We start from the raw sequence: 20,385 nt of genomic DNA on the forward strand, positions 1-20,385 counted from the left end.
GGGTCTCCAGGATGAAAAAGGCGGTGGAAATGAAGGGCCTGCGTGAAGCGGCGGCGGGCAAGGGCACTCAGGTAGCGCCGCCCCGCAAGGCCGTGGTGACGATGCCGGGTGTCAGCAGTTGCGGCAGCACCTGCGCGCCGCTGCCCGTCCCGGCGGGATAGAACAGGTACAGCGGCACGCCGCTGCGGTCGTGCTGCTTCAGCAGTTCGGTGATGCGCGGGTCCTGGCGGGTCCAGTCGCCTTTCAGGTAGGTCACGCCCTGCTTTTCGAAAGCCGTTCGCACTTCGTCGGTGGACAGCGCGACCCGCTCGTTCACGAGACAGGTGATGCACCACGACGCCGTCAGGTTCACGAACACCGGCTTGCCCTGTGCGCGCAACTGCGCCAGGCGTTCGGGCGAGTAAGGCTCATGGTCGACCGCCGCGGTCCGTGAGACACCACTCGACGTCGCCGCGTCCGGTGACTCCGAACCGCTGATCGCCGACAGCGTCGGCAACAACGCTGCCGCTGCCACCAGCGACGCGATCGCGGCGCCGCCACCGGTCCATTGCCAGCGCGACGACGAGTTCCGGCTCACCGAGCGGATCCAGCTGGCGAGCGCCAACAGGCCCATGCCCGCGAGTGCCACCAGCACGCCCATCGGCCCGGCCTGCTGCGCGATCACCCAGACCAGCCAGATCGCGGCCGCGAACATCGGGAACGCCAGTGCCTGCTTGAGCACGTCCATCCAGACGCCAGGTCGTGGCATGCGCCGCTGCAACGCGGGCCACCAGGCCAGTGCCAGATAAGGCAGCGCCAGGCCCAGGCCCAGCGACAGGAAGACGGCCATCAGCTCGACTGCGGGTTGCGCCAGCGCATACGCCATCGCCGCGCCCATGAACGGCGCGGTGCACGGCGTCGCGACCACCGTCGCGAGCACGCCGGTGAAGAAGCTGCCGGCGAGACCGGGCTTGCTCGCGAGGCCTTGCCCCATGCCTGCCAAGCCTGCGCCGATCTGCAGCTGGCCCGCCAGCGACAGGCCCAGCACGAACATCAGCCAGGCCAGCAGCAGCACGAACAGCGGCGAGTGGAACTGGAAGCCCCAGCCCACGTTGCCTCCCGCGCCGCGCAAGGCGAGCAGCACGCCGCCGAGTGCGGCGAACGCGACCAGCACCCCGGCGGTGTAGGCGAGGCCTTGCCGGCGGTGCTCGCCCGCATTGCCGTGCAGGAACCCGAGGGCCTTGATCGCCAGCACCGGGAACACGCAGGGCATGAGGTTCAGGATCAGGCCTCCCACCAGCGCGAGGCCCATCGCGGTCCAGAGGCTGATGTCGGCGTCCCCGCTGCCAGAGGACGCATTCACCGGTGATCCCGGTGTTGCGACCGTCATCGTCGGCGGGGTTGTCGACACCGGCGCCGTTGCAACGCCGGTCACCGGAAGACTGACTTCCCATGCCTTGCCGTCGACCAGCAGCAGTCCGTTCATCGGCTTGCCGGCGGTGGCGGGTTCCTCGCCGACGGGCACACGCAGACGCCAGTCGTCGCCGGCGCGATCGAGCTGTGGCTTCGCCGCGTGCTGGATGCGGCCCCAGTCCTGCGGCATGAAGAGGGCCTGCTTGACGCCGGACACGGCGGAGACGGGCCAGGTGACCAGGAGATCCCTGCCTTCGATCCGCGCGGCAACGGCGAACGGCGCCTTGCCCGGCAGCGCGGCACGCGCCGCGGACAGGCTCGACGCGTCGCTCGAGTCCTTGGCAGCGGCGGCGACGGGGAGCGACAACGACAGCGTCGCCTGCTGCGGGATGCATTCTTCCCGGCAGACCAGCCAGGTCGCTTCGGCACTCACGATGGCCGTGGAACCGGGGGCCAGGTCTTGCGGCAGGCGGACCTCGGTCAGCAGCAGGACCTGGTCCTCGTAGCCGTAGTTGGTGATGGGGCCGACATCGAAGCGCTTCGGCGCAGGCCACAGGATGTCGCCGGCGGTCGCGCCGGCGGGCAGTTTCCAATCGATGCTCGTGGGCTGGCCCGAGTCGCCGGGGTTCTTCCAGTAGGTGTGCCAATGCGGCGCGATGCGCTGTTCGAGCGCGAGCAGCACCGTCTGTCCCGGCGCCACCTGTGAGGAAGCGCTGATCAGTCGGACCTGGACTTCGTCCGTGGCGGAGCGATCTGCGGGTGGTGCGGCGTTCGCCGTTGGCATCAAGGATGCAAGGCTCGTCAGTGCGACGACTGTCGACAGCGCGGCAAGGGTCGACGCCGTTGCCGATCGCAGCAGGTTCACGGGAAGAAAGCGCATGGGCGCGATGCTAGGCAATGGGCTTGACCCTCACAAGGCGTCGCCCTTCCTTGTTTCCTTACTTCCACGATTCGGAGAAACCGGAAAAGCCGATATCTGCGAATGCCACCGTCCGTGACCCTCGCCAGAAACGCGGCGTCAGCGAGAGTGGGTGGGGCCGGAATGGGGCTTGGGGTCCCTGGAGGGGCGCCCCATGCCCCGTGGAGAGCCCGCGCCTGGCAACACGGGGTAAAGCGGCCCCAAAAACGCAAAAACAGTCATTCAAAACCGCTGAGAGCCTGACAACCCCTGCCAGGAATCCACGTGGAAATCAGCCGTTCGGAATATCGGGTTCAACGAGTTGAACGAGCAGGGTCAGGGACTCCTGCCACCCGAGATAGCAGGCTTGGGAAGGGATGACATCGGGAATGCCGTCCTGCGTGACCTGCATTTCCGTCCCGCAGAAAACCGGGGTCAGCTCGACGGTCGTGGCCATCTCGCCGGGCAGGTTGGGGTCGTCGAAGCGGCTGGTGTAGCGGAGCTTCTTTCCGGGCTCGAGTTCGAGGTATTCCCCGCCGAAGGTGTGCGATCCGCCGGCCGAGAGGTTGGTGAACGACATGCGCCAAGTGCCGCCGACTTTCGGATCCATGTGGTGCATGGTGCCGGTGAAGCCATGCGGCGGCAGCCATTTGCACATCGCGGCCGCGTCGGTGAACGCGCGATAGACGCGGTCCGGCGGTGCTTTCAGGACGCGGTGCAGACGGATGGTGAAGGGCATCGGAGTCTCCTGGATTCGTTCTCGAATGGAGATTCACCATAGCCCCGGAACGTGTCCGGCGCGAGACTCCGCGCCCCTGACAGGGATTCCCCGGACGTGCGCCTGCGAGCGGGCGGTCCCGCGGATCACGACGTGTTCGTGATCGGACCAGCCCGGCTCAGACCGAGAACGACCACTCCAGGATGCCGGCGCGTTCGGGTCGGCGCTCACGTGCGGCGCGGGCTCGGGCGGCCTCCACCCATCGCTTGGCCAAGGGGAAGGGGCCGAAGCCGGATTCGGTGTTGATGTGACCGACCAGGCCGATGTTGCTGTAGCTGCTGCCCCAGCGCGTGGCCCAGCGCAACGCGCTCGACGCGCTCATCCACGGGTCGTTCTGGCTGGCGATCAACGCCGTCGGACGACCGAGGCGTTGATGCGGCAGGCTCTCCGCGAGACCGAACTTGTCCGGCTCGGCCGGCGCCACCAGCAAGGCCTCCCGCACCGGCGAATCCGGATGACGCTGCAGGTGATGCGCCAGCGCCAGGCAGCCGAAGCTGTGCGCCACGACGATCCACTCGCCGGGACCGGCGTTGTCGATCCGCGCATGGATGCGCTCCGACCACCGCTCCAGGTCCGGATGGCTGAAGTCGCGCTGCTTCACCCGTTGGGCGTCGCGGTACTGCTGCTCGAGCCAGCTCTGCCAATGCGCCGGCCCGCTGTCGTGCAGGCCGGGGATGATCAGCAGACGCGGTTCCGCACTGCCGTTGTGCTGCGTCGCACGGAGAGGGTAGAGCGCCATGGCGATCTCCTGCTGGTCTCGGGCCGGAAGCTCACAAGGTGGCGATCGACACCTCGGTGGACTTCACCAGGGCGACGACTTCCTTGCCGACGGTCAGGTTGAGCTCCTTCACCGAGCGCGTCGTGATGACCGAGGTGACGATCAGTCCGGCCGCCGTCTGCACGTCGACTTCCGAGACGACCGGGCCCTCGACGATTTCCTTGATGGTGCCGCGGAACTGGTTGCGGACGTTGATGGCGGTGATGGTCATGTGAGGGGCTCCAAAGAAGATGGGGACCAGCTTAGGCAGCCCGGCTCATTTGCCGAACGAAGCGCTTGATGGATCAACATGCGGTGGTCGCATAAGGGCAGGGCGGGACGCCAGCGGTAAAGCGGAGGTAAAGCCGGACGCCATGCTGCGTGATGCGCCCATCGGGCACCATCACGCGGGAATCTCCGTTGATGGCTGTCATAGGGGCCCATGCACAATCCTGGATCCCCTGCCGGCCCCCGCCGGCGCATCGTTCGACACGGGTGTCCTGTCATGACCAAATCGTTTGCGCGCGGCCTGGCCGCGCTGTCCTTGCTGGCCGCCTGCTGTGGCCAGGCCTTCGGATTCGGCGCCGTCGGCCACAACACCGTCGGCGAGATCGCTGCCCAGCTGATCAAGGGCCATCGTGCCGAAGCCGAGGTGAAGCGGATCCTCGGTCCGGTCTCGCTGCGTGACATCGCCGTGTGGGACGACTGCGTCAAGGGCATCGACACCGGCAACGACTTCAAGTACGCCGTGACCGGCCGCTTCGCCGAATGCGCGGTGTTCGAGAACAACGCCGAGGAAGAAGCCCGGATGCGCGATTACGTGAAGCGCAACTTCGAGCAGTGCGAGCCCAAGCCGGGCGAGGAGTCCTGCAACAAGCAGTACCACTACGCCAATGTCGCGATCCAGCGTGGCCGCTATGTCCCGGGATCGATCGGCACCAGCGACCATGACCTGGTGCCCGCGTTGAAGGCGGCGATCCTGGTGCTGAAGACCGGCAAGCAGACGCCGCCGATGGATTTCAACGAGCGCGATGCGCTGGCGCTGGTCGTGCACGCGATCGGCGACATGCACCAGCCGCTGCACATGGGCTCGCTGTACCTGGATGCGGACGGCAAGCCGTATGACCCGGACACGCAAGGCGCCGATGCCCAGACGCACACGGTCGGCGCGAATGCCATCACGCTGCCGAAGCCGGACGGCACGCCCGGCGGCAACCTGCACAGCTACTGGGACGGGATGCCGGGACGGCTGAGCGCCGAGCAGCTCGCAGCGATGCCCGCGCTGGCCAAGGACGTGCCGCCCGCGACCGGCAACCCGGACGGCTGGCCGGTGCTGTGGGCGAGCGAATCGCTGCTGGGCGCGCGCGACGCATTCGACGGCATGAGCTTCGGCGCCCGCCAGCAGAGCCTGCGCGGCCCGCGCTGGATGGCCACGCCGCCGGCGGGCTATGACGCTCGCAGCCTCGAACAGACGCGCCTCAACGTCATCAAGGGCGGCGCGCGCCTGGCGCAGATGCTGGAGGGCATCTGGCCGGACAAGTCGGACACGGCGGACAAGAAGTAGTCTTTCCAACGCCCCACGAAGCCCCGCCATCGCGGGGCTTTTTTCGTCCTCTCGGACGATTTGTCTTGATGGGCAGGCCTGTGCACAACCCTGGGGATGAGCGAGGAACAACTGGCAGGTTGTCCACAGCGGTTCCGCGCCGCCGGAACTTGTTGTCTTTCCCTCCAGCGGTTGCCCCGGGTTCCGCCCACATCGTTGCCCTGTTCGCAAGTCGTTGTTCTGACAGGCAATTCGGGCATTGTCCACACGAACCCGCGAACACCTACTAATACGACCAAGGAGATATTCAATACAAGAAGATAAGAAAAGCGGGCGTGTCACACTCTCGGAATGTCTGCTTTACCTGCTTCTCCAGCCTCGCTTTTCACCGCTTCGGCGGGCTTCGAGTCCGCGTGTCAGATCGACGCGCTCCCTCCCGGTCACCGCTCACGCGGTCTCCACGGTCACAGCTATCTGGCCACCGTTCGCGCTGAGCTGCCGTCCGGCTGGGCACCGTTCCCCGGCGGCGAAGTCAGCGCGCTGCGCGATTGCCTCGAGCGCTGCATCGCCCCGCTGGACCATGCGCTGCTGAACCAGCACATCACCCAGCCCACCGACGAGAACATCGCCCGCTGGATCCGTCACCGCCTCGAGACCGAGTTCAAGGTCCCCGGCATCACGCAGGTCGGCATCCAGAGCACCGCGAACTCCGGCGTCGACCTGGACGCCAACGGGCATGCGCATGTCTGGCGCCGGTATCGCTTCCAGGCCGCCCACCAGTTGCCCAACGTCCCGATGGGCCACAAGTGCGGCCGCATGCACGGTCATGGCTTCGAGCTGATCCTGCACGCCAACCAGGACCTCGGTGAACGCGACCTCAGCATCGACTACGACCACCTCGACGAGCTCTGGGCGCCGTTCCATGCGCAGCTGAACTACCAGTGCCTGAACGAGATCGACGGCCTGTCGAATCCGACCAGCGAGCTGATCTCGTCCTGGCTGTGGGCGCGTCTGAAGCCGCAGTTGCCCGAGCTGAGCTGGGTCACCGTCTACGAGACCGGCTCCAGCGGCGCCAACTTCGACGGCGAGCGCTACCGGATCTGGAAGGAGTTCACCCTCGACAGCGCGGTGAAGCTCAACCGCGCGCCGACCGGCCATCCGCTGGCCGGCATCCACGGCCACACCTTCACGCTGCGTCTGCACCTCAGCGCCCCGCTGGACCAGGTGTTCGGCTGGGCCATGGACTTCAGCGACGTGAAACTGCTGTTCGATCCGATCTTCAAGGCCATGGACCACCATCCGCTGCATGAACTCGCCGGTCTGTCGGATTCGGACACCGCCAGCCTGGCGGCCTGGGTGCTGCAGCAGGCCAAGGCGCAACTGCCTCCGCTGGAGCGCGTCGACCTGTACGAGACCCGCGGCAGCGGCGTCATCGTCAGCCACGGTCCTTTCGAGGAGCTGATCCCCGTATGACCTACGCCGTCAAGGAAATGTTCTACACGCTGCAAGGCGAGGGGGCCCAGGCCGGCCGCGCGGCCGTGTTCTGCCGCTTCGCCGGCTGCAACCTGTGGTCCGGCCGGGAGCAGGACCGCGAGAAGGCGGTCTGCACCTTCTGCGACACCGATTTCGTCGGCACGGACGGGCAGGGCGGGGGCAAGTTCGCCTCGGCGGATGCCTTGGCCGAAGCCATTGATTCGAAGTGGCCCAAGGACGGGCAGGGCCGCAGGACCGGCACGCCGTACGTCGTCTGTACCGGCGGCGAACCGCTGCTGCAACTCGACGGGCCGCTGATCACCGCGCTGAAGGCCCACGGTTTCGAGATCGCCGTCGAGACCAACGGCACCCAGCCGGCGCCTGAAGGCCTGGACTGGATCTGCGTGAGTCCCAAGGCCGACGCGGAAGTCGTCCTGACGAAGGGCAACGAGTTGAAGCTGGTTTATCCACAGCCTCTGGCCTTGCCGGAGCGCTTCGCGGATCTGGCCTTCGACCACTTCTTCCTCCAGCCCATGGACTCCGTCCTGCAGAAGCAGAACACCCGGGCCGCCATCGCGTATTGCATGGACCATCCGCAATGGAAGCTGTCGATCCAGATGCACAAGGTGGTCGGGATCGATTGAGGCGGACGGGGAAGTTATCCCCGTTCCCGTCGGTGCTTGCACGAGACGGACTCCGCTGCATAGCCAACAACGCTGTGGAAAACTTTCTGGCAACTGGCCAGTTCTCCACAGGCCGACCCCGGTCGGTCCAGGTTGTTGGTGTTCCATGCAAGCCTAACGAGGCCTTCCACGCACAAGGTTTTGATGCTCCCAAGTCATTGGTTTTGAAGGAAATTTTCGACTTGTCCACAAAAAGTCGATCCCTCTACTAAGACGACTAAGGAGATATATAAAACCTTGATGTTGAAAACAGAGGCGGGAAATTTCTTTGCGACGTTGCTGTCGTGTGCCTGCAGCGCACACGGCGCTTGAGCAGCCCGCGCCGGACTTGCACACTGCGAAGCCATGGACATTGCCGACCTGCAAAAACGGCTGCGCGACTTCGCCGCAGCCCGCGACTGGGACCCGTACCTCACGCCGAAGAACCTGGCGATGGCGCTGGTCGTGGAGTCGGCCGAACTCGTCGAGATCTTCCAGTGGAAGACCGCCGAAGAATCGCGACAGTTGTCGCCCGAGGACCATCAACACCTGGGCGAGGAGATCGCCGATGTGTTGATGTACCTGCTGCAGATCGCCGACCGGGCCGGCGTCGACCTGCCGTCGGCCGTGGAGCGCAAGATCGGCATGAACGCCCGGAAGTACCCCGCTCCGACCGCATGAAGCGCACCATCGCCGTCATCGACTTCGAGACCACCGGCAACTCGCCGCAAGGCGGGGGCCGTGCCACCGAGATCGCCGCCGTGCTGCTGCGCGATGGCGAGATCGTCGGCCAGTACCAGAGCCTGATGAACACGGGCGCCTGGATCCCGCCGATGATCGAACGCCTCACCGGCATCAGCAACGAGATGGTCGAGGACGCGCCCGATGCGGCCAAGGTCATGCGCGAGGTGGCTGCGTTCACCGAAGGATGCGGCTTCGTCGCGCACAACTCGAGCTTCGATCGCGGTTTCTGGCTGCATGAGCTGGATCGTGCCGAAGCGGCGCCGCGCATCGCGCCGGAGTTCGCCTGTACCGTGAAACTGGCTCGCCGCCTCTACCCGGAATCGCCCAACTGCAAGCTCGGAACCCTGGCCCGCTTTCATCGACTGCCGGACAACGGACGTGCGCACCGTGCGCTCGCGGACGCATTGACGACTGCGCAACTGGTGCAGCGGATGCAGCGCGACATCGGCGTCGAACTCGCTGAATTTCTCGGGGAACTGAGCGTCGAACACGAGCTGCTGCTGCGATTGCAGGCCGTGGCACGCCCTCACTGGCACAAGGCGGCCACGGGTTTCGCGCGTGACTTCCGCCGGCACCTGCAGGTCTCGCTGGTCTGATGTTCGCCAGTCGTCAGTTTTGAGGCGCGGGTCGCCTTGATGCGCCTCGCGCCGATCAAGATCAGTAAAACATTTGCTGTCAAGGTGCCCGTTTGGTCGCATTGACTGGGACAATCCCGCCCTTTCCCCGAAATGCGTTTGTTCTCCAAGTATGTCGAGTATTCAGATTCGCCCGGCCACACTGCGTGATGCCAAGGCCATCGCCCAGATCCAGGTGAGTTCCGCTCAGGACGCGTACAAGGAGTTCTGGCCCGATAGCGCCCTCAACGGACTCTCCGTCGCTCAACGCCAGGCCTACTGGCGCGAGGCGATCAACATGTGCGAGCCGCAGGTGCTGGTCGCCCACCTCGACAACGAGGTGATGGGCTTCGTCGGTTTCGACCGCTCCCGCGACAAGGGCACGCCCTCCACCACCGGTGAGATCTGGGCCATGTACGCCATGCCCGCCCACTGGGACAAGGGCGTCGGCCAGGCGCTGGTCGAAGCGGCCCAGGAAGGTCTTCAGGAAGAAGGCTGCACCCGCGTCACCCTGTGGACCTACAGGAACAACGAGCGCGCGATGCGCTTCTTCGAGATCGCCGGCTTCAAGGCCGAGAACGACAGCGTCAAGGCCGTGGACGTCGAAGGCCGCGCGCTGGAACAGCTCCGCCTGCAGCGCTCGCTGGTCTGATCGCGTGCTGGCGAAGCTGACGTCCAAGAACCAGCTGACCCTGCCGAAAAGCGTCACCGACAAGCTCGGTCCTGTGCAGTACTTCGAAGTGCTGCTGCAGGCGGGGCAGGTCGTGCTGACGCCGGTGCGCATCCAGCGCGGCGATGCGGTCCGGGCCAAGCTGGCGGAACTCGAGCTCGACGACGGTGTCATCGCCAAGGCGATGGCGTTTTCGTCGAAGGCGGCGAAACCCGCCGCCAAGCGCGTGACGCGCGCGAAGATCGAGAAGCCCGTGAAGAAACCCGTCGCGGCGGCCAAGACCGTCGCCCGCAAGACCACGCGCAAGACCGCATGACGCGTCGATCGAAGAAGACGGCGCCGCCGGCGCTCGCCGTCATCGATCCGGCATTGATCCTGCGCGCGTTGCTGATGTCCGGCGGCGAAGCGCTCGGCCTGCGTCGTGCGTGGCAGCAAGGCGTACTGCGTCCGCTGGTGAGTCCCGACCTGGCGGCGACGCTGATGCGCGCACTGGCCTATCCGAAGCTCGCGTTGTCCGACGTGCAGCAGCAGGAACTGCTCGCGGATTTCCTCCCTTACGCGGAGGTCGTGAAGCCGGCGCGTGGCCCTCGGATCAGCGGCGTTTCAGCGCCTCATCAGGTGCTTGTCGAACTCGCGCTGCAAGGTGGTGCTTCACTGCTGATGTGCGACGACCTGGTGCTGTCGGCATGGTCTGCGAACAGTCGTAGCCAGGCGGCACGGCAACTCTGCACGGTGTGTGCGATGTCGGCATGGTTCCAGGTGTTGCCCCCTCCCAGCGGGACCTGTTGCTTTGCTAGATTCCGCGGTCGCTCATGTCCAGCTTTCACGACCGCATCCCCTCCAACATGTGGCGCGTGGTGTTCTACGAACGCCGCGGCAATCGCGTCCACATGGATCGCACCGGGCCTTGGCTCCCGGAGAAGTCGCACGCCCGGCAATGGGCGGACTGGTTCAAGGAGCAGGGCTATCACGTCGCGCTCCAGGACCAGAACGGCGGCCTTGAAAAGCTCCATGTAGGCATCCCAGGCTGAGCCCGGCGTCGGTGCTCAGGCGGCCGAGCGGAAGCCCTGACGCTCGAGGGCCCAGCCGTCGGTGGGCGCGACATGGCTCTGGACGCGCACGGTGCTCAACCGCTTGCTGGCGGCACGTTGCACCAGCTGTTCCGCCTGCTCGGGGGTCAGTTGTTGCGCGAAGTGCGTCCAACGCTTCTGCAGCAGCGGATCGCGCCAGGCGTCCTCGAGGGCCCAGCGGATCTCCATCGGGTCGGTGAGCGATTGGCAGCGCAGCACGCGCGGGACCAGCGCCAGGACGAACTTCGAGAAATCGGCGCGTTGCTGTGAGGCCATCAGCGCTTCGAGACGCGTGAGACGCTGGCTCCACCCCGGCGTCGCCAGTTGGCGTGTGACCAGGGCCTGCAAGGCCTGCACCGGGTTGAACATCCGCAGCCGGTTCGGCGGGAGCACCAGCATCGGAAGCTGGGCCGCCAGCTCGTGCGACATCGGCGTCACGAAGCTTGCCAGGATCGCCATGCGTTCCCAGGCCTCGGCATTCAGGCCACCGGCCATCGTCATCGGCCCCTGACGCAGGCTTTGGGCCATGGCCCAGCACTGCTGCCATCCGCGATCCAGCTTCGCGACGTTGGCGGCGTGGCTCATCAAGGCCAGGTTGCCGGCCGCATAGCCCGCGTCGTCGCGCACCCGATCGATCGAGCGACGTTGCGGATGATCCTGTTCGTCGTTGAACGCCAGGCGGCTGACCGGGCAGTACGTCGTGTCGAGCTGCTGCAGGTAGTTGGGCGTGACCAGCAGCGTCTCGAAACTGCGACCGCGCTGCCATGCATGCAGGCGCAGCGAGAGCCACAGCTGCGTATGGCGATGCGACTTCAGCGTCCGCGCACCGAAGGTCGATCGACCCAGCTGCCAGCCCTGCTGCAGCGGCGATTGGCGGAACAGCTGGTCGACCGGTGGCGTCAGCCCGTGATGGGCGTAGTCCCAACCCAGTTCGAACCCCACGCGTTCATGGCTCGAGGCCCCCGTGTCGTCCTTGGGCTCGAGCACGGCCTCGACCGCGGTCATCGGCAGGGGCAATTGCTGGATGGCGATGTCGTTGGCGTTGCGGCGGATCGTGGCGACCATGGGGGTGCTCCTTGAAGGCTTGGAAACCGGGGCCATGCGCAGGACTGCTTCAGGCTTGGGATCAAGTATTCAAGGCGGGTGGCTCATAGAATGAGCCACTCAACGGTCATCGACAGAAAGTTGATGGTCGGCCACCCGGATCTGTCAGCAGAGGACCGTCATGGACCGCACCGAACGCTTCTACAAGATCGAGATGCTGATCCGCAGCCGTGGCTGCGTGAGCTTCGCGGACATGCGGGAGTTGCTGGAGGTGTCGCCGGCGACGCTCAAGCGCGATCTGCAGTACCTGCGTGAGCGCATGGATGCCCCGATCGAGTACGACGCCGCCGAGAACGGCTACCGCTTCGGCCAGCACTGGCGCGGCCAGCGGCATGAGCTGCCCGGCGTCTGGTTCAGCGAGAAGGAGCTGCATGCGCTCCTGACCATGCATCAGATGATGGCCGGGCTCGACGAGAACGGCCTCCTCAGCCGTCATCTGCAGCCGATGCTGGACAAGCTCACCGGCATGCTGGGGGGCGACGAGGTCGAGGCACAGGAGATGACGCGCCGCATCAAGCTGATCTCGACGGCCCGGCGCCGGGTGCCGTCGGAGCATTTCGAGACGGTGGGAAGCGCCGTCGTGAAGCGCCGACGGCTGAAGCTGCGTTACCGCAAGCGGGGGCCCGGCGGCGGATCGGTCAGCGAGCGCGAGGTGTCTCCGCAGCGCCTGGTGCACTACCGGAACACCTGGTACCTGGACGCGTGGTGCCACGCCAGCGACGGGTTGAGACGCTTCGCGCTCGATGCGATGGAGGACGCGGCGGTGCTGGAGGACCAGGTCGCGCGCAGTCTGCCGTTGAAGGAGCTCGAAGGGGAGTTGGACCAGGGGTACGGGATCTTCGCCGGCGGCGACCCGCAGTGGGCGACGGTGATCTTCAGCGCACAGATCGCGGCCTGGGTCTCCAGCGAGGAGTGGCACCCGGCCCAGCGCAGCGAATGGCTGCCGGACGGCCGCTGGCAGCTGGCATTGCCGTTCGTCGACGCGACCGAGCTGCTGATGGATCTGCTGCGGCACGCCGGCCAGGTCGAGGTCGTGGCGCCGTCCGCGTTGCGCGAGGCCTACGTCAAGCGCCTCAGGACCGCGGCGGCCGCCGTGGCCTGAGACAGACCGTCCAGGCGCTCAGGAGCCCTTCCCGGGGCCTTCCTGGGGCTGCTCCGAGGCTTCCTCGGCGGCATACCGGGCCATGCGCTCGCTTTTCCAGTAGACGTCGTCGCCGCCCTTGCCGTCCAGGTTGGCCCGGTTGAGCACGCGCGCCAGCACGAACAGCAGGTCCGACAGCCGGTTCAGGTAGTGGCGCGGTGCGGTATTGATCGTCTCGTGCGCCGCCAGGGTGACGACGGCGCGTTCGGCACGACGCGCGATCGTGCGGCAGACGTGGGCGATCGCGGCGCTGCGGGTGCCGGCGGGGAGGATGAATTCCGCCAGGCGGGGCAGGGCGGCGTTGTGGTCGGCCAGCGCCTGGTCGAGATACAGCACTGCGGCATCCTTCAGCAGGCTGTAGCCGGGCATGCAGAGCTCGCCGCCGAGGTTGAACAGCTCATGCTGGATCGTGACGAGCAGGTCGCGGACGTCGTCGGGCAGCGGCTCGGCCAGCAGCACGCCGATCTGCGAATTCAGTTCGTCCACATCCCCCATCGCCTGCACGCGCAGATGGTCCTTGGGGACGCGGGTGCCGTCGCCGAGGCCGGTGGTGCCGTCGTCGCCGGTGCGGGTCGCGATCTGGGAAAGTCGATTGGCCATGGCGGGTGCCGCGCGGGCTGCGGAAGTGCAAACCCGGCATCTTGCCGCAACTCGCCCAGACCCTGTGTCGTGATCCCCGGGCGTCGTGCGTCGGCCCGGCCTGTCCCGTTCGTCAGTTCCGGCTGCCGCTGCGGTGGAACACCGGACGATGGTGACTCATCCCGGTCGTGTGGCCGTGGATGTCGTGGACCGTCTGGCGGGGAATGCCGACCGGCCTCGGGACGTGATGCGCCTGCGGGCGCGTGCCCGGTTCGGGTGTGTCGGCGGGCGCGCCGGGATCGATGTCGCGGGCCGCGACGTCGTTGGGCAGGTGACGGAGTTGATCCATCCACCAGACCTTCAGCCAATCCATGCGCAGGGTCGCGACCACCAGCAGTGCCAGCAGCAGGGCCCAGATCGTCCATAACCACAGATGGGACATGGCGGACTCCTCATGTCGCGCGAGCCAGCGCGCGGTGTGTCCATGCTGTCACTGTGCGGGTCGCGGCGCAAGCGCGACGATGCCAGCGGATGCGGCGACGGCGCTTCCTAGAATCGACGGGACAACACCGGCCGGGAAGCGCCTCTTCCTCGGACCGCGTGGAACCAGGAGACAGCGATGACTGCGCCCCAAGCACTTGGTGACCCACCGACGGCATTGCCGCAGACGCATCAGCCGGTGCTTGCGCCGCGCCCGATGCCGGCGGCAATGCTGGACGCGTTGAAGACGCGGTTCGGTGAGCGTTGCAGCACCGCGATGGCCTTGCGCGAGCAGCATGGCCGCGATGAATCGCCCTTCGATGTGCCGCCGCCGGACGCCGTCGTCTTCGCGGAGAGCAACGAGGACGTCGCGGCGGTGCTCGCGCTGGCCAACCTGCATCGCGTGCCGGTGATCCCCTATGGCGCCGGCACGTCGCTGGAGGGACATCTGCTGGCGGTCCAGGGCGGCGTCAGTCTCGACCTGTCCCGGATGAAGCGGATCCTGAGCATTCATGCCGAGGATCTGACGGTCACCGTCCAGGCCGGCGTGACGCGCAGTCAGTTGAATGCCGAGATCCGTCATCAGGGCCTGTTCTTCCCGATCGACCCCGGTGCGGATGCGTCGATCGGCGGGATGGCGGCAACACGTGCGAGCGGCACGAATGCCGTGCGCTACGGGACGATGAAGGAGAACGTGCTCGGGCTGACCGTCGCGACGCCCGAGGGGAAGCTGGTCCGCACCGGCTCCCGCGCGCGCAAGAGCAGCGCCGGATACGACCTCACGCGCCTGTACGTCGGCAGCGAGGGCACGCTCGGCGCGATCTGCGAGATCACGCTGCGGCTGTATCCGCTGCCGGAAGCGGTGTCGGCGGCGGTGTGCTCGTTTGAATCAATCGATGCCGCTGTCCGGACGACGATCGCGATCATCCAGATGGGCGTGCCGATCGCGCGCTGCGAGTTGCTCGACGCGCATGCGGTGCGCGCGGTCAACCGGCACGACAAGCTGACGCTGCGCGAAGCGCCCATGCTGTTGATGGAGTTCCACGGCTCCGAAGCCGGGGTGGCGGAGCAGGCCGCGACCGTGCAGGAGATCGCCGCCGATCATGGCGGAACCGGTTTCGAATGGGCGACGACGCCGGAGGAGCGCACGCGGCTCTGGACCGCGCGTCATCACGCCTACCTGTCGGCGCTGCAGACGAGGCCCGGCTGCCGCGCGGTGACCACGGACACCTGCGTGCCGATCTCACGCCTGGCGGAGTCGATCAACGTGTCGGTCGAGGAAGTGGAAGCCAGCGGGCTGCCGTACTTCATCGTCGGCCACGTGGGCGACGGCAACTTCCACATGGGGTATCTGATCGATCCGGCCCTCCCCGCGGAACGCGAAGCGGCCGAACGTCTGAGCGCGCAGATGGTCGCGCGGGCCATCGCGCTCGAAGGCACCTGCACCGGCGAGCACGGCATCGGCCTGCACAAGCAGGGCTTTCTGCTGCAGGAGGCGGGGGAGGGCGCGGTCGATCAGATGCGAGCGCTCAAACGCGCGCTCGATCCGAACGACATCATGAATCCCGGCAAGATCTTCGTCTGAAGAAACCCGGGCTCAGTGCTGCGGCGCCGGCACGCTCCAACGACGGGACACGTCGCCACGTGCGTTCACGCTTTCCAGCTGGACGCCGAACCCCCACAGGCGGGCGACATGCTTCAGCACTTCCTGGGCGCCGTCGTGCAGCGGACGGTCCTGGTGCTGCTGGTGCCGCAGCGTCAATGAACGGTCGCCGCGCAGGTTGACGTTCCACACCTGGATGTTGGGCTCGCGCGTGGACAGGTCGTACTGCCGCGACAAGGCCTGCCTCACATACTGGTAGCCCTGCTCGTCGTGGATCGCGGAGATCTCGTACTCCGACTGATGCTCGTCGTCCAGGATCGAGAACAGCCGGAAGTCCCGCATGATCTTCGGGCTCAGGTACTGCGCGATGAAGCTCTCGTCCTTGAAGTTGCGCATCGCATGGTCCAGCGTCGGCAGCCAGTCGCTGCCGGCGATCGCGGGGAACCACTCGCGGTCCTCGTCGGTCGGCTTCTCGCAGATGCGCTTGATGTCCGTGTACATCGCAAAACCCAGCGCATACGGATTGAGCTGCGTCATCGCCGGCTGCGCCACCACGTTGGTGTGCGACTTCAGCCATTCGATCATCATGCCGTCCGACAGGTAGCCGTCGTCGTACATGGTGTTGAGCAGCTTGTGATGCCAGAAGGTCGCCCAGCCTTCGTTCATGACCTGGGTCTGGCGCTGCGGATAGAAGTACTGCGCGACCTTGCGGACGATGCGGACGATCTCCCGCTGCCAGGGTTCCAGCAGCGGCGCGTTCTTCTCGATGAAGTACAGCAGGTTCTCCTGCGGCTCGCTGGGGAAGCGGCGCTTCTCCTCTTCCTTGGCCTCGTCCTCCAGGCGCCGCGGCAGCGTGCGCCACATGTCGTTGACCTGCAGCTGCGCATAGGACTCGCGGTCCTTGCGCATCGCCTGTTCCTGCGCCAGCGAGAGCTTCGCCGGACGGCGGTAGCGGTCGACGCCGTGGTTCATCAGCGCATGGCAGGAGTCCAGCGTCGCCTCGACCGCGTCCAGGCCGTAGCGCTGCTCGCAGTCGGCGACGTAGTTCTTCGCGTAGACCAGGTAGTCGATGATGGACGACGCGTCGGTCCACATCCGGAACAGGTAGTTGTTCTTGAAGAAGCTGTTGTGGCCGTAGCAGGCGTGCGCGATCACCAGCGCCTGCATCGCCATCGTGTTCTCCTCCATCAGGTAGGCGATGCACGGGTCGGAGTTGATGACGATCTCGTAGGCCAGGCCCATCTGGCCGCGCTTGTAGTTGCGCTCGGTGGCGATGAACTCCTTGCCGTAGCTCCAGTGGCGGTAGTTCACCGGCATGCCCACCGATGCGTACGCATCCATCATCTGTTCGGCGGTGATGACCTCGAGCTGGTTGGGATAGGTGTCGAGCCCGTAGCGCTCCGCGGTCTGGCGGATGACCTCGTGGTACTGCTCGACCAGCTCGAAGGTCCAGTCGCTGGGCGATGGCAGCGGGTGCTCCGGCCGCTTCTCCAGCGGCCGCATCTGGGTCAAGGGTGCCCGGACCCGGCGTCCGCCGTACTCGTTCTCACCGACGCCCATGCCGACATTGCGGCGATTTTCCAGACTGCTCATGGTGATGTCCTCCGGCACCGCGGTCACGCGGTCGCCCCTTCCTTCTTGAACAGGTCGCGGAAGACCGGATAGATCTGCGCCACCTCGACGGCCTTGCGCATCGCGAAGTGGTGCACCTCGTCCTCCAGCTTCGCGTATTCCTCCCAGAGGTTCTGTTCGGCCTCCGCCACCTGCACGTAGGCGTAGTAGCGGCACAGCGGGAGGATCTTGTCGGCCAGCAGCTCGCGGCAGCGGCCGCTGTCGTGGTGCCAGTTGTCGCCGTCGCTGGCCTGCGCGCCGTAGATGTTCCAGTCGCCTGCCGGATAACGCGCGCGGATGATCTCTTCCATCATCACCAGCGCCGACGACACCACCGTGCCGCCCGTCTCCGTGGCGTGGAAGAAGTTCTGTTCATCCACTTCCTGCGCCTGGGTGTGATGGCGGATGAAGACGACGTCGATCTTCTCGTAATGCCGCGTCAGGAACAGGTAGAGCAGGATGAAGAAGCGCTTGGCCAGGTCCTTGCGGCTCTCGTCCATCGAGCCCGACACGTCCATCAGGCAGAACATCACCGCCCGCGTCGTCGGCTGCGGCACCTTGATGCGGTTGCGGAACCGCAGGTCGATCGGGTCCAGGAAGGGGATGTTGGACAGGCGCTGGCGCAGCAGCACGATGCGAGCCTCGGTCTCGGCGATCAGCGCCTGGATCTCGGGCCGGCGCTTGTCCTCTTCCTGCTGGAGGGTGAGCAGCCGGGTCTCGAGTTCGTGGAGCTCGCGCCGCTTGCCCATGCCCAATGCGATGCGGCGGCCCAGCGCGCCGCGCATCGAGCGCACGACATGCAGGTTGGTCGGCGTGCCGTCGGTGACGTAGCCGGCACGGACCGTCTTGTACTCGGGCGTCTCGGCCAGCGTCGTGCGGGCGAGGTTGGGCAGCGCGAGGTCCTCGAAGAAGACCTGCATGAACTCCTCCTTGCTGAGGTGGAAGACGAAGTCGTCCTCCCCTTCGCCGGAGTCGCTCGCCTGCGATCCACCGCCGCCGCCCTGGCCGCCCTGGGGCTTGCCGACGCGGTCGCCCTTGATGTGCTCCGTGTTGCCGGGCCGCACGACTTCGCGGGTCCCGCCCTCGCCGTGGCTGAAGACGGGCTCGCTCAGGTCGCGCTTGGGAATCTGCACGTCCTCGCCGCGCTCCATGTCCCGGATGCCGCGCTTGTCCACCGCGCGCCGCACCGCGTCGCGGATCTGGTCTTTGTAGCGACGGAGGAAACGCTCGCGATTCCCGATCGACTTGTTCTTGCCCGACAGCCGTCTATCGATGATTTGTTGGAGGCCTGTCATGAGGAACCTTTCCGGTGGCAATCGTTCGGTTCAGCTCGACTTCCTCACGCGCAGATACCACTCGCAGAGCAGCCGGACCTGCTTCGGCGTGTAGCCCTTGTCGACCATCCGCTGGACGAAGTTCTCATGCTTCTTCGCCTCGTCGGCGCTGGCCTTGGCATTGAAGCTGATGACCGGCAGCAATTCCTCGGTGTTGGAGAACATCTTCTTCTCGATCACCGTGCGCAGCTTCTCGTAGCTGGTCCACAGCGGGTTCTTGCCCGCGTTGTTGGCACGCGCGCGCAGCACGAAGTTGACGATCTCGTTGCGGAAATCCTTCGGATTGCTGATGCCCGCGGGCTTCTCGATCTTCTCGAGTTCCGCGTTCAGCGACGAGCGGTCGAAGACCTCGCCGGTGTCGGTGTCGCGGTACTCCTGGTCCTGGATCCAGTAGTCCGCGTAGGTCACGTAGCGGTCGAAGATGTTCTGGCCGTACTCGCTGTAGCTTTCCAGGTAGGCGGTCTGGATCTCCTTGCCGATGAACTCGGCGTAGCGCGGTGCCAGCACCTCCTTGATGAAGCCGACGAACTTCTGCTCGGCCTCCTGCGGGAACTGCTCGCGTTCGATCTGCTGCTCGAGCACGTACATCAGGTGGACCGGGTTGGCGGCGACCTCGGTCGAATCGAAGTTGAAGACCTTCGACAGGATCTTGTAGGCGAAGCGCGTCGAGATGCCGGCCATGCCCTCGTCGACGCCGGCGTAGTCGCGGTACTCCTGGAGCGACTTGGCCTTCGGGTCGGTGTCCTTCAGGTTGTCGCCGTCATAGATCTGCATCTTGCTGAAGGCGCTGGAGTTTTCCGGATCCTTCAACCGGGTCAGCACGGCGAACTGCGCCATCATCTTCAGCGTGCCGGGGGCGCACTTGGCCTCGGCCAAGGAGGAGCCGCGGATCAGCTTCTCGTAGATCTTCACTTCCTCGCTGACGCGCAGGCAGTAGGGCACCTTGACGATGTAGATGCGGTCGAGGAAGGCCTCGTTGTTCTTGTTGTTGCGGAAGGTCTTCCATTCGCTCTCGTTGCTGTGCGCCAGCACGATGCCGTCGAAGGGGATCGCGCCGAAGCCCTCGGTGCCCTTGAAGTTGCCTTCCTGGGTCGCCGTCAGCAGCGGGTGCAGCACCTTGATCGGCGCCTTGAACATCTCGACGAATTCCAGCAGCCCCTGGTTGGCCAGGCACAGGCCGCCGGAGTAGCTGTAGGCGTCGGGATCATCCTGCGCATAGGTCTCGAGCTTGCGGATGTCGACCTTGCCGACCAGCGAGCTGATGTCCTGGTTGTTCTCGTCGCCTGGCTCGGTCTTGGCGACACCGATCTGCTTGAGCACGCTCGGCAGCCGCTTGACGACCTTGAACTTGCGGATGTCGCCGCCGAACTCGTCGAGCCGCTTCACCGCCCACGGGCTCAGGATGCGGTTGAGGTAGCGGCGCGGGATGCCGTACTCGCGCTCCAGCAGCGGGCCGTCCTCGACGACGTCGAACAAGCCGAGCGGGCTCTCGTTCACCGGGCTGTCCTTCAGCGCGTAGAACGGCACGTGCTCCATCAGCTGCTTGAGGCGCTCGGCGATCGAGCTCTTGCCGCCGCCGACCGGGCCCAGCAGATACAGGATCTGCTTTTTCTCTTCCAGTCCCTGCGCCGCATGGCGGAAGTAGGACACGACCTGCTCGATCGCATCCTCCATGCCGTAGAACTCGGCGAAGGCGGGATAGATCTTGATGACCTTGTTCTGGAAGATCCGCGACAGGCGCGAGTCGTTGCGCGTGTCCAGCATCTGCGGCTCGCCGATCGCTTTGAGCATGCGCTCGGCGGCGGTGGCGTAGGCGAGGGGATTGCGCTTGCATTCGTCGAGGTACTCCTCCAGGGTGAGTTCCTCGACCTTGCTGCGTTCGTAGCGAGCCGCGAAATGGCTGATCACATCCATGCTGACCTCCAGTGGTTC

General features: G+C 65.9%; 20 protein-coding genes. 10 read left to right on the forward strand and 10 right to left on the reverse strand.

Annotated features, from left to right (window positions below; genetic code table 11):
• Positions 1-67: 67 nt before the first annotated feature.
• The 4 genes from ACQ859_RS02310 to ACQ859_RS02325 form a co-directional block, all read right to left on the reverse strand.
• Positions 68-2,272: a protein-disulfide reductase DsbD family protein gene (locus ACQ859_RS02310; protein WP_431264441.1), complete on the reverse strand. Its 2,205-nt coding sequence runs from the start codon at positions 2,270-2,272 to the stop codon at positions 68-70.
• 310 nt (positions 2,273-2,582) lie between these two features.
• Positions 2,583-3,029 (reverse strand): SRPBCC family protein, encoded by a 447-nt coding sequence (locus ACQ859_RS02315; RefSeq protein WP_431264442.1) that lies wholly within the window; start codon positions 3,027-3,029, stop codon positions 2,583-2,585.
• Between the two features lie 157 nt (positions 3,030-3,186).
• The gene (locus ACQ859_RS02320) at positions 3,187-3,807 is read right to left on the reverse strand and encodes an RBBP9/YdeN family alpha/beta hydrolase (protein WP_431264443.1); all 621 of its coding nucleotides are present in this window, start codon (positions 3,805-3,807) and stop codon (positions 3,187-3,189) included.
• A 31-nt stretch (positions 3,808-3,838) separates the two neighbouring features.
• On the reverse strand, positions 3,839-4,057 hold the full coding sequence (locus ACQ859_RS02325; protein ID WP_067280234.1) for a TOBE domain-containing protein: 219 nt from the start codon (positions 4,055-4,057) through the stop codon (positions 3,839-3,841).
• Between the two features lie 273 nt (positions 4,058-4,330).
• Here ACQ859_RS02325 and ACQ859_RS02330 point away from each other — a divergent pair, with 273 nt between their 5' ends.
• From ACQ859_RS02330 to ACQ859_RS02365, 8 genes are all read left to right on the forward strand, one after another.
• Entirely contained in the window at positions 4,331-5,389 is a 1,059-nt protein-coding gene (locus ACQ859_RS02330) for a S1/P1 nuclease (protein WP_431264444.1), read from the forward strand.
• Between the two features lie 330 nt (positions 5,390-5,719).
• Positions 5,720-6,841, forward strand: coding sequence for a 6-pyruvoyl trahydropterin synthase family protein (locus tag ACQ859_RS02335; protein WP_431264445.1), 1,122 nt, complete (start codon positions 5,720-5,722; stop codon positions 6,839-6,841).
• A complete protein-coding gene (gene queE, locus ACQ859_RS02340; protein ID WP_431264446.1) occupies positions 6,838-7,485 on the forward strand; it encodes a 7-carboxy-7-deazaguanine synthase in 648 nt (215 codons plus the stop codon). The genes ACQ859_RS02335 and queE overlap by 4 nt, the downstream gene beginning before the upstream one ends.
• 384 nt (positions 7,486-7,869) lie before the next feature.
• A complete protein-coding gene (locus ACQ859_RS02345; protein ID WP_431264447.1) occupies positions 7,870-8,184 on the forward strand; it encodes a nucleotide pyrophosphohydrolase in 315 nt (104 codons plus the stop codon).
• A complete protein-coding gene (locus tag ACQ859_RS02350; RefSeq protein WP_431264448.1) occupies positions 8,181-8,843 on the forward strand; it encodes a 3'-5' exonuclease in 663 nt (220 codons plus the stop codon). The genes ACQ859_RS02345 and ACQ859_RS02350 overlap by 4 nt, the downstream gene beginning before the upstream one ends.
• Positions 8,844-8,994: 151 nt before the next feature.
• Entirely contained in the window at positions 8,995-9,513 is a 519-nt protein-coding gene (locus tag ACQ859_RS02355) for a GNAT family N-acetyltransferase (protein ID WP_431259920.1), read from the forward strand.
• Between the two features lie 4 nt (positions 9,514-9,517).
• Entirely contained in the window at positions 9,518-9,847 is a 330-nt protein-coding gene (locus tag ACQ859_RS02360) for an AbrB/MazE/SpoVT family DNA-binding domain-containing protein (protein WP_431264449.1), read from the forward strand.
• On the forward strand, positions 9,844-10,548 hold the full coding sequence (locus ACQ859_RS02365; RefSeq protein ID WP_431264450.1) for a PIN domain-containing protein: 705 nt from the start codon (positions 9,844-9,846) through the stop codon (positions 10,546-10,548). Before ACQ859_RS02360 ends, ACQ859_RS02365 begins: the two co-directional genes overlap by 4 nt.
• A 29-nt stretch (positions 10,549-10,577) precedes the next feature.
• Here the strand turns inward: ACQ859_RS02365 and ACQ859_RS02370 are convergent, their stop codons facing one another.
• Positions 10,578-11,666 (reverse strand): hypothetical protein, encoded by a 1,089-nt coding sequence (locus ACQ859_RS02370; protein WP_431264451.1) that lies wholly within the window; start codon positions 11,664-11,666, stop codon positions 10,578-10,580.
• Positions 11,667-11,826: 160 nt separating this feature from the next.
• Between ACQ859_RS02370 and ACQ859_RS02375 the strand changes: the two genes are divergently transcribed.
• Positions 11,827-12,807, forward strand: a complete 981-nt coding sequence (locus tag ACQ859_RS02375; RefSeq protein WP_431264452.1) for a helix-turn-helix transcriptional regulator — start codon at positions 11,827-11,829, stop codon at positions 12,805-12,807.
• An 18-nt stretch (positions 12,808-12,825) separates the two neighbouring features.
• Here the strand turns inward: ACQ859_RS02375 and ACQ859_RS02380 are convergent, their stop codons facing one another.
• Positions 12,826-13,446, reverse strand: coding sequence for a cob(I)yrinic acid a,c-diamide adenosyltransferase (locus ACQ859_RS02380; protein ID WP_431264453.1), 621 nt, complete (start codon positions 13,444-13,446; stop codon positions 12,826-12,828).
• Between the two features lie 112 nt (positions 13,447-13,558).
• Positions 13,559-13,867 (reverse strand): hypothetical protein, encoded by a 309-nt coding sequence (locus ACQ859_RS02385; protein ID WP_431264454.1) that lies wholly within the window; start codon positions 13,865-13,867, stop codon positions 13,559-13,561.
• 255 nt (positions 13,868-14,122) lie between these two features.
• Here ACQ859_RS02385 and ACQ859_RS02390 point away from each other — a divergent pair, with 255 nt between their 5' ends.
• Entirely contained in the window at positions 14,123-15,490 is a 1,368-nt protein-coding gene (locus ACQ859_RS02390) for an FAD-binding oxidoreductase (protein ID WP_431266442.1), read from the forward strand.
• A gap of 12 nt (positions 15,491-15,502) precedes the next feature.
• Here ACQ859_RS02390 and ACQ859_RS02395 read toward each other — a convergent pair whose 3' ends face one another.
• From ACQ859_RS02395 to ACQ859_RS02405, 3 genes are all read right to left on the reverse strand, one after another.
• A complete protein-coding gene (locus ACQ859_RS02395; RefSeq protein ID WP_431266443.1) occupies positions 15,503-17,011 on the reverse strand; it encodes a SpoVR family protein in 1,509 nt (502 codons plus the stop codon).
• Between the two features lie 113 nt (positions 17,012-17,124).
• A complete protein-coding gene (locus ACQ859_RS02400) occupies positions 17,125-18,414 on the reverse strand; it encodes a YeaH/YhbH family protein (protein WP_431264455.1) in 1,290 nt (429 codons plus the stop codon).
• A gap of 30 nt (positions 18,415-18,444) precedes the next feature.
• Complete coding sequence (locus tag ACQ859_RS02405) at positions 18,445-20,367, reverse strand: PrkA family serine protein kinase (protein WP_431259912.1); 1,923 nt, start codon at positions 20,365-20,367, stop codon at positions 18,445-18,447.
• Positions 20,368-20,385 lie beyond the last annotated feature (18 nt).

It is taken from the genome of Roseateles chitinivorans, assembly GCF_050632235.1.
Lineage (GTDB): Bacteria > Pseudomonadota > Gammaproteobacteria > Burkholderiales > Burkholderiaceae_C > Roseateles > Roseateles chitinivorans_A.

Excerpts from the sequence above, each read along its gene's own strand:
- ACQ859_RS02310 (WP_431264441.1), bottom strand. The coding sequence starts at position 2,272 with ATGCGCTTTCTTCCCGTGAACCTGCTGCGATCGGCAACGGCGTCGACC.
- ACQ859_RS02315 (WP_431264442.1), bottom strand. The coding sequence starts at position 3,029 with ATGCCCTTCACCATCCGTCTGCACCGCGTCCTGAAAGCACCGCCGGAC.
- ACQ859_RS02320 (WP_431264443.1), bottom strand. The coding sequence starts at position 3,807 with ATGGCGCTCTACCCTCTCCGTGCGACGCAGCACAACGGCAGTGCGGAA.
- ACQ859_RS02325 (WP_067280234.1), bottom strand. The coding sequence starts at position 4,057 with ATGACCATCACCGCCATCAACGTCCGCAACCAGTTCCGCGGCACCATC.
- ACQ859_RS02330 (WP_431264444.1), top strand. The coding sequence starts at position 4,331 with ATGACCAAATCGTTTGCGCGCGGCCTGGCCGCGCTGTCCTTGCTGGCC.
- ACQ859_RS02335 (WP_431264445.1), top strand. The coding sequence starts at position 5,720 with ATGTCTGCTTTACCTGCTTCTCCAGCCTCGCTTTTCACCGCTTCGGCG.
- queE (WP_431264446.1), top strand. The coding sequence starts at position 6,838 with ATGACCTACGCCGTCAAGGAAATGTTCTACACGCTGCAAGGCGAGGGG.
- ACQ859_RS02345 (WP_431264447.1), top strand. The coding sequence starts at position 7,870 with ATGGACATTGCCGACCTGCAAAAACGGCTGCGCGACTTCGCCGCAGCC.
- ACQ859_RS02350 (WP_431264448.1), top strand. The coding sequence starts at position 8,181 with ATGAAGCGCACCATCGCCGTCATCGACTTCGAGACCACCGGCAACTCG.
- ACQ859_RS02355 (WP_431259920.1), top strand. The coding sequence starts at position 8,995 with ATGTCGAGTATTCAGATTCGCCCGGCCACACTGCGTGATGCCAAGGCC.
- ACQ859_RS02365 (WP_431264450.1), top strand. The coding sequence starts at position 9,844 with ATGACGCGTCGATCGAAGAAGACGGCGCCGCCGGCGCTCGCCGTCATC.
- ACQ859_RS02370 (WP_431264451.1), bottom strand. The coding sequence starts at position 11,666 with ATGGTCGCCACGATCCGCCGCAACGCCAACGACATCGCCATCCAGCAA.
- ACQ859_RS02375 (WP_431264452.1), top strand. The coding sequence starts at position 11,827 with ATGGACCGCACCGAACGCTTCTACAAGATCGAGATGCTGATCCGCAGC.
- ACQ859_RS02380 (WP_431264453.1), bottom strand. The coding sequence starts at position 13,446 with ATGGCCAATCGACTTTCCCAGATCGCGACCCGCACCGGCGACGACGGC.
- ACQ859_RS02385 (WP_431264454.1), bottom strand. The coding sequence starts at position 13,867 with ATGTCCCATCTGTGGTTATGGACGATCTGGGCCCTGCTGCTGGCACTG.
- ACQ859_RS02390 (WP_431266442.1), top strand. The coding sequence starts at position 14,123 with ATGCCGGCGGCAATGCTGGACGCGTTGAAGACGCGGTTCGGTGAGCGT.
- ACQ859_RS02395 (WP_431266443.1), bottom strand. The coding sequence starts at position 17,011 with ATGCGGCCGCTGGAGAAGCGGCCGGAGCACCCGCTGCCATCGCCCAGC.
- ACQ859_RS02400 (WP_431264455.1), bottom strand. The coding sequence starts at position 18,414 with ATGACAGGCCTCCAACAAATCATCGATAGACGGCTGTCGGGCAAGAAC.
- ACQ859_RS02405 (WP_431259912.1), bottom strand. The coding sequence starts at position 20,367 with ATGGATGTGATCAGCCATTTCGCGGCTCGCTACGAACGCAGCAAGGTC.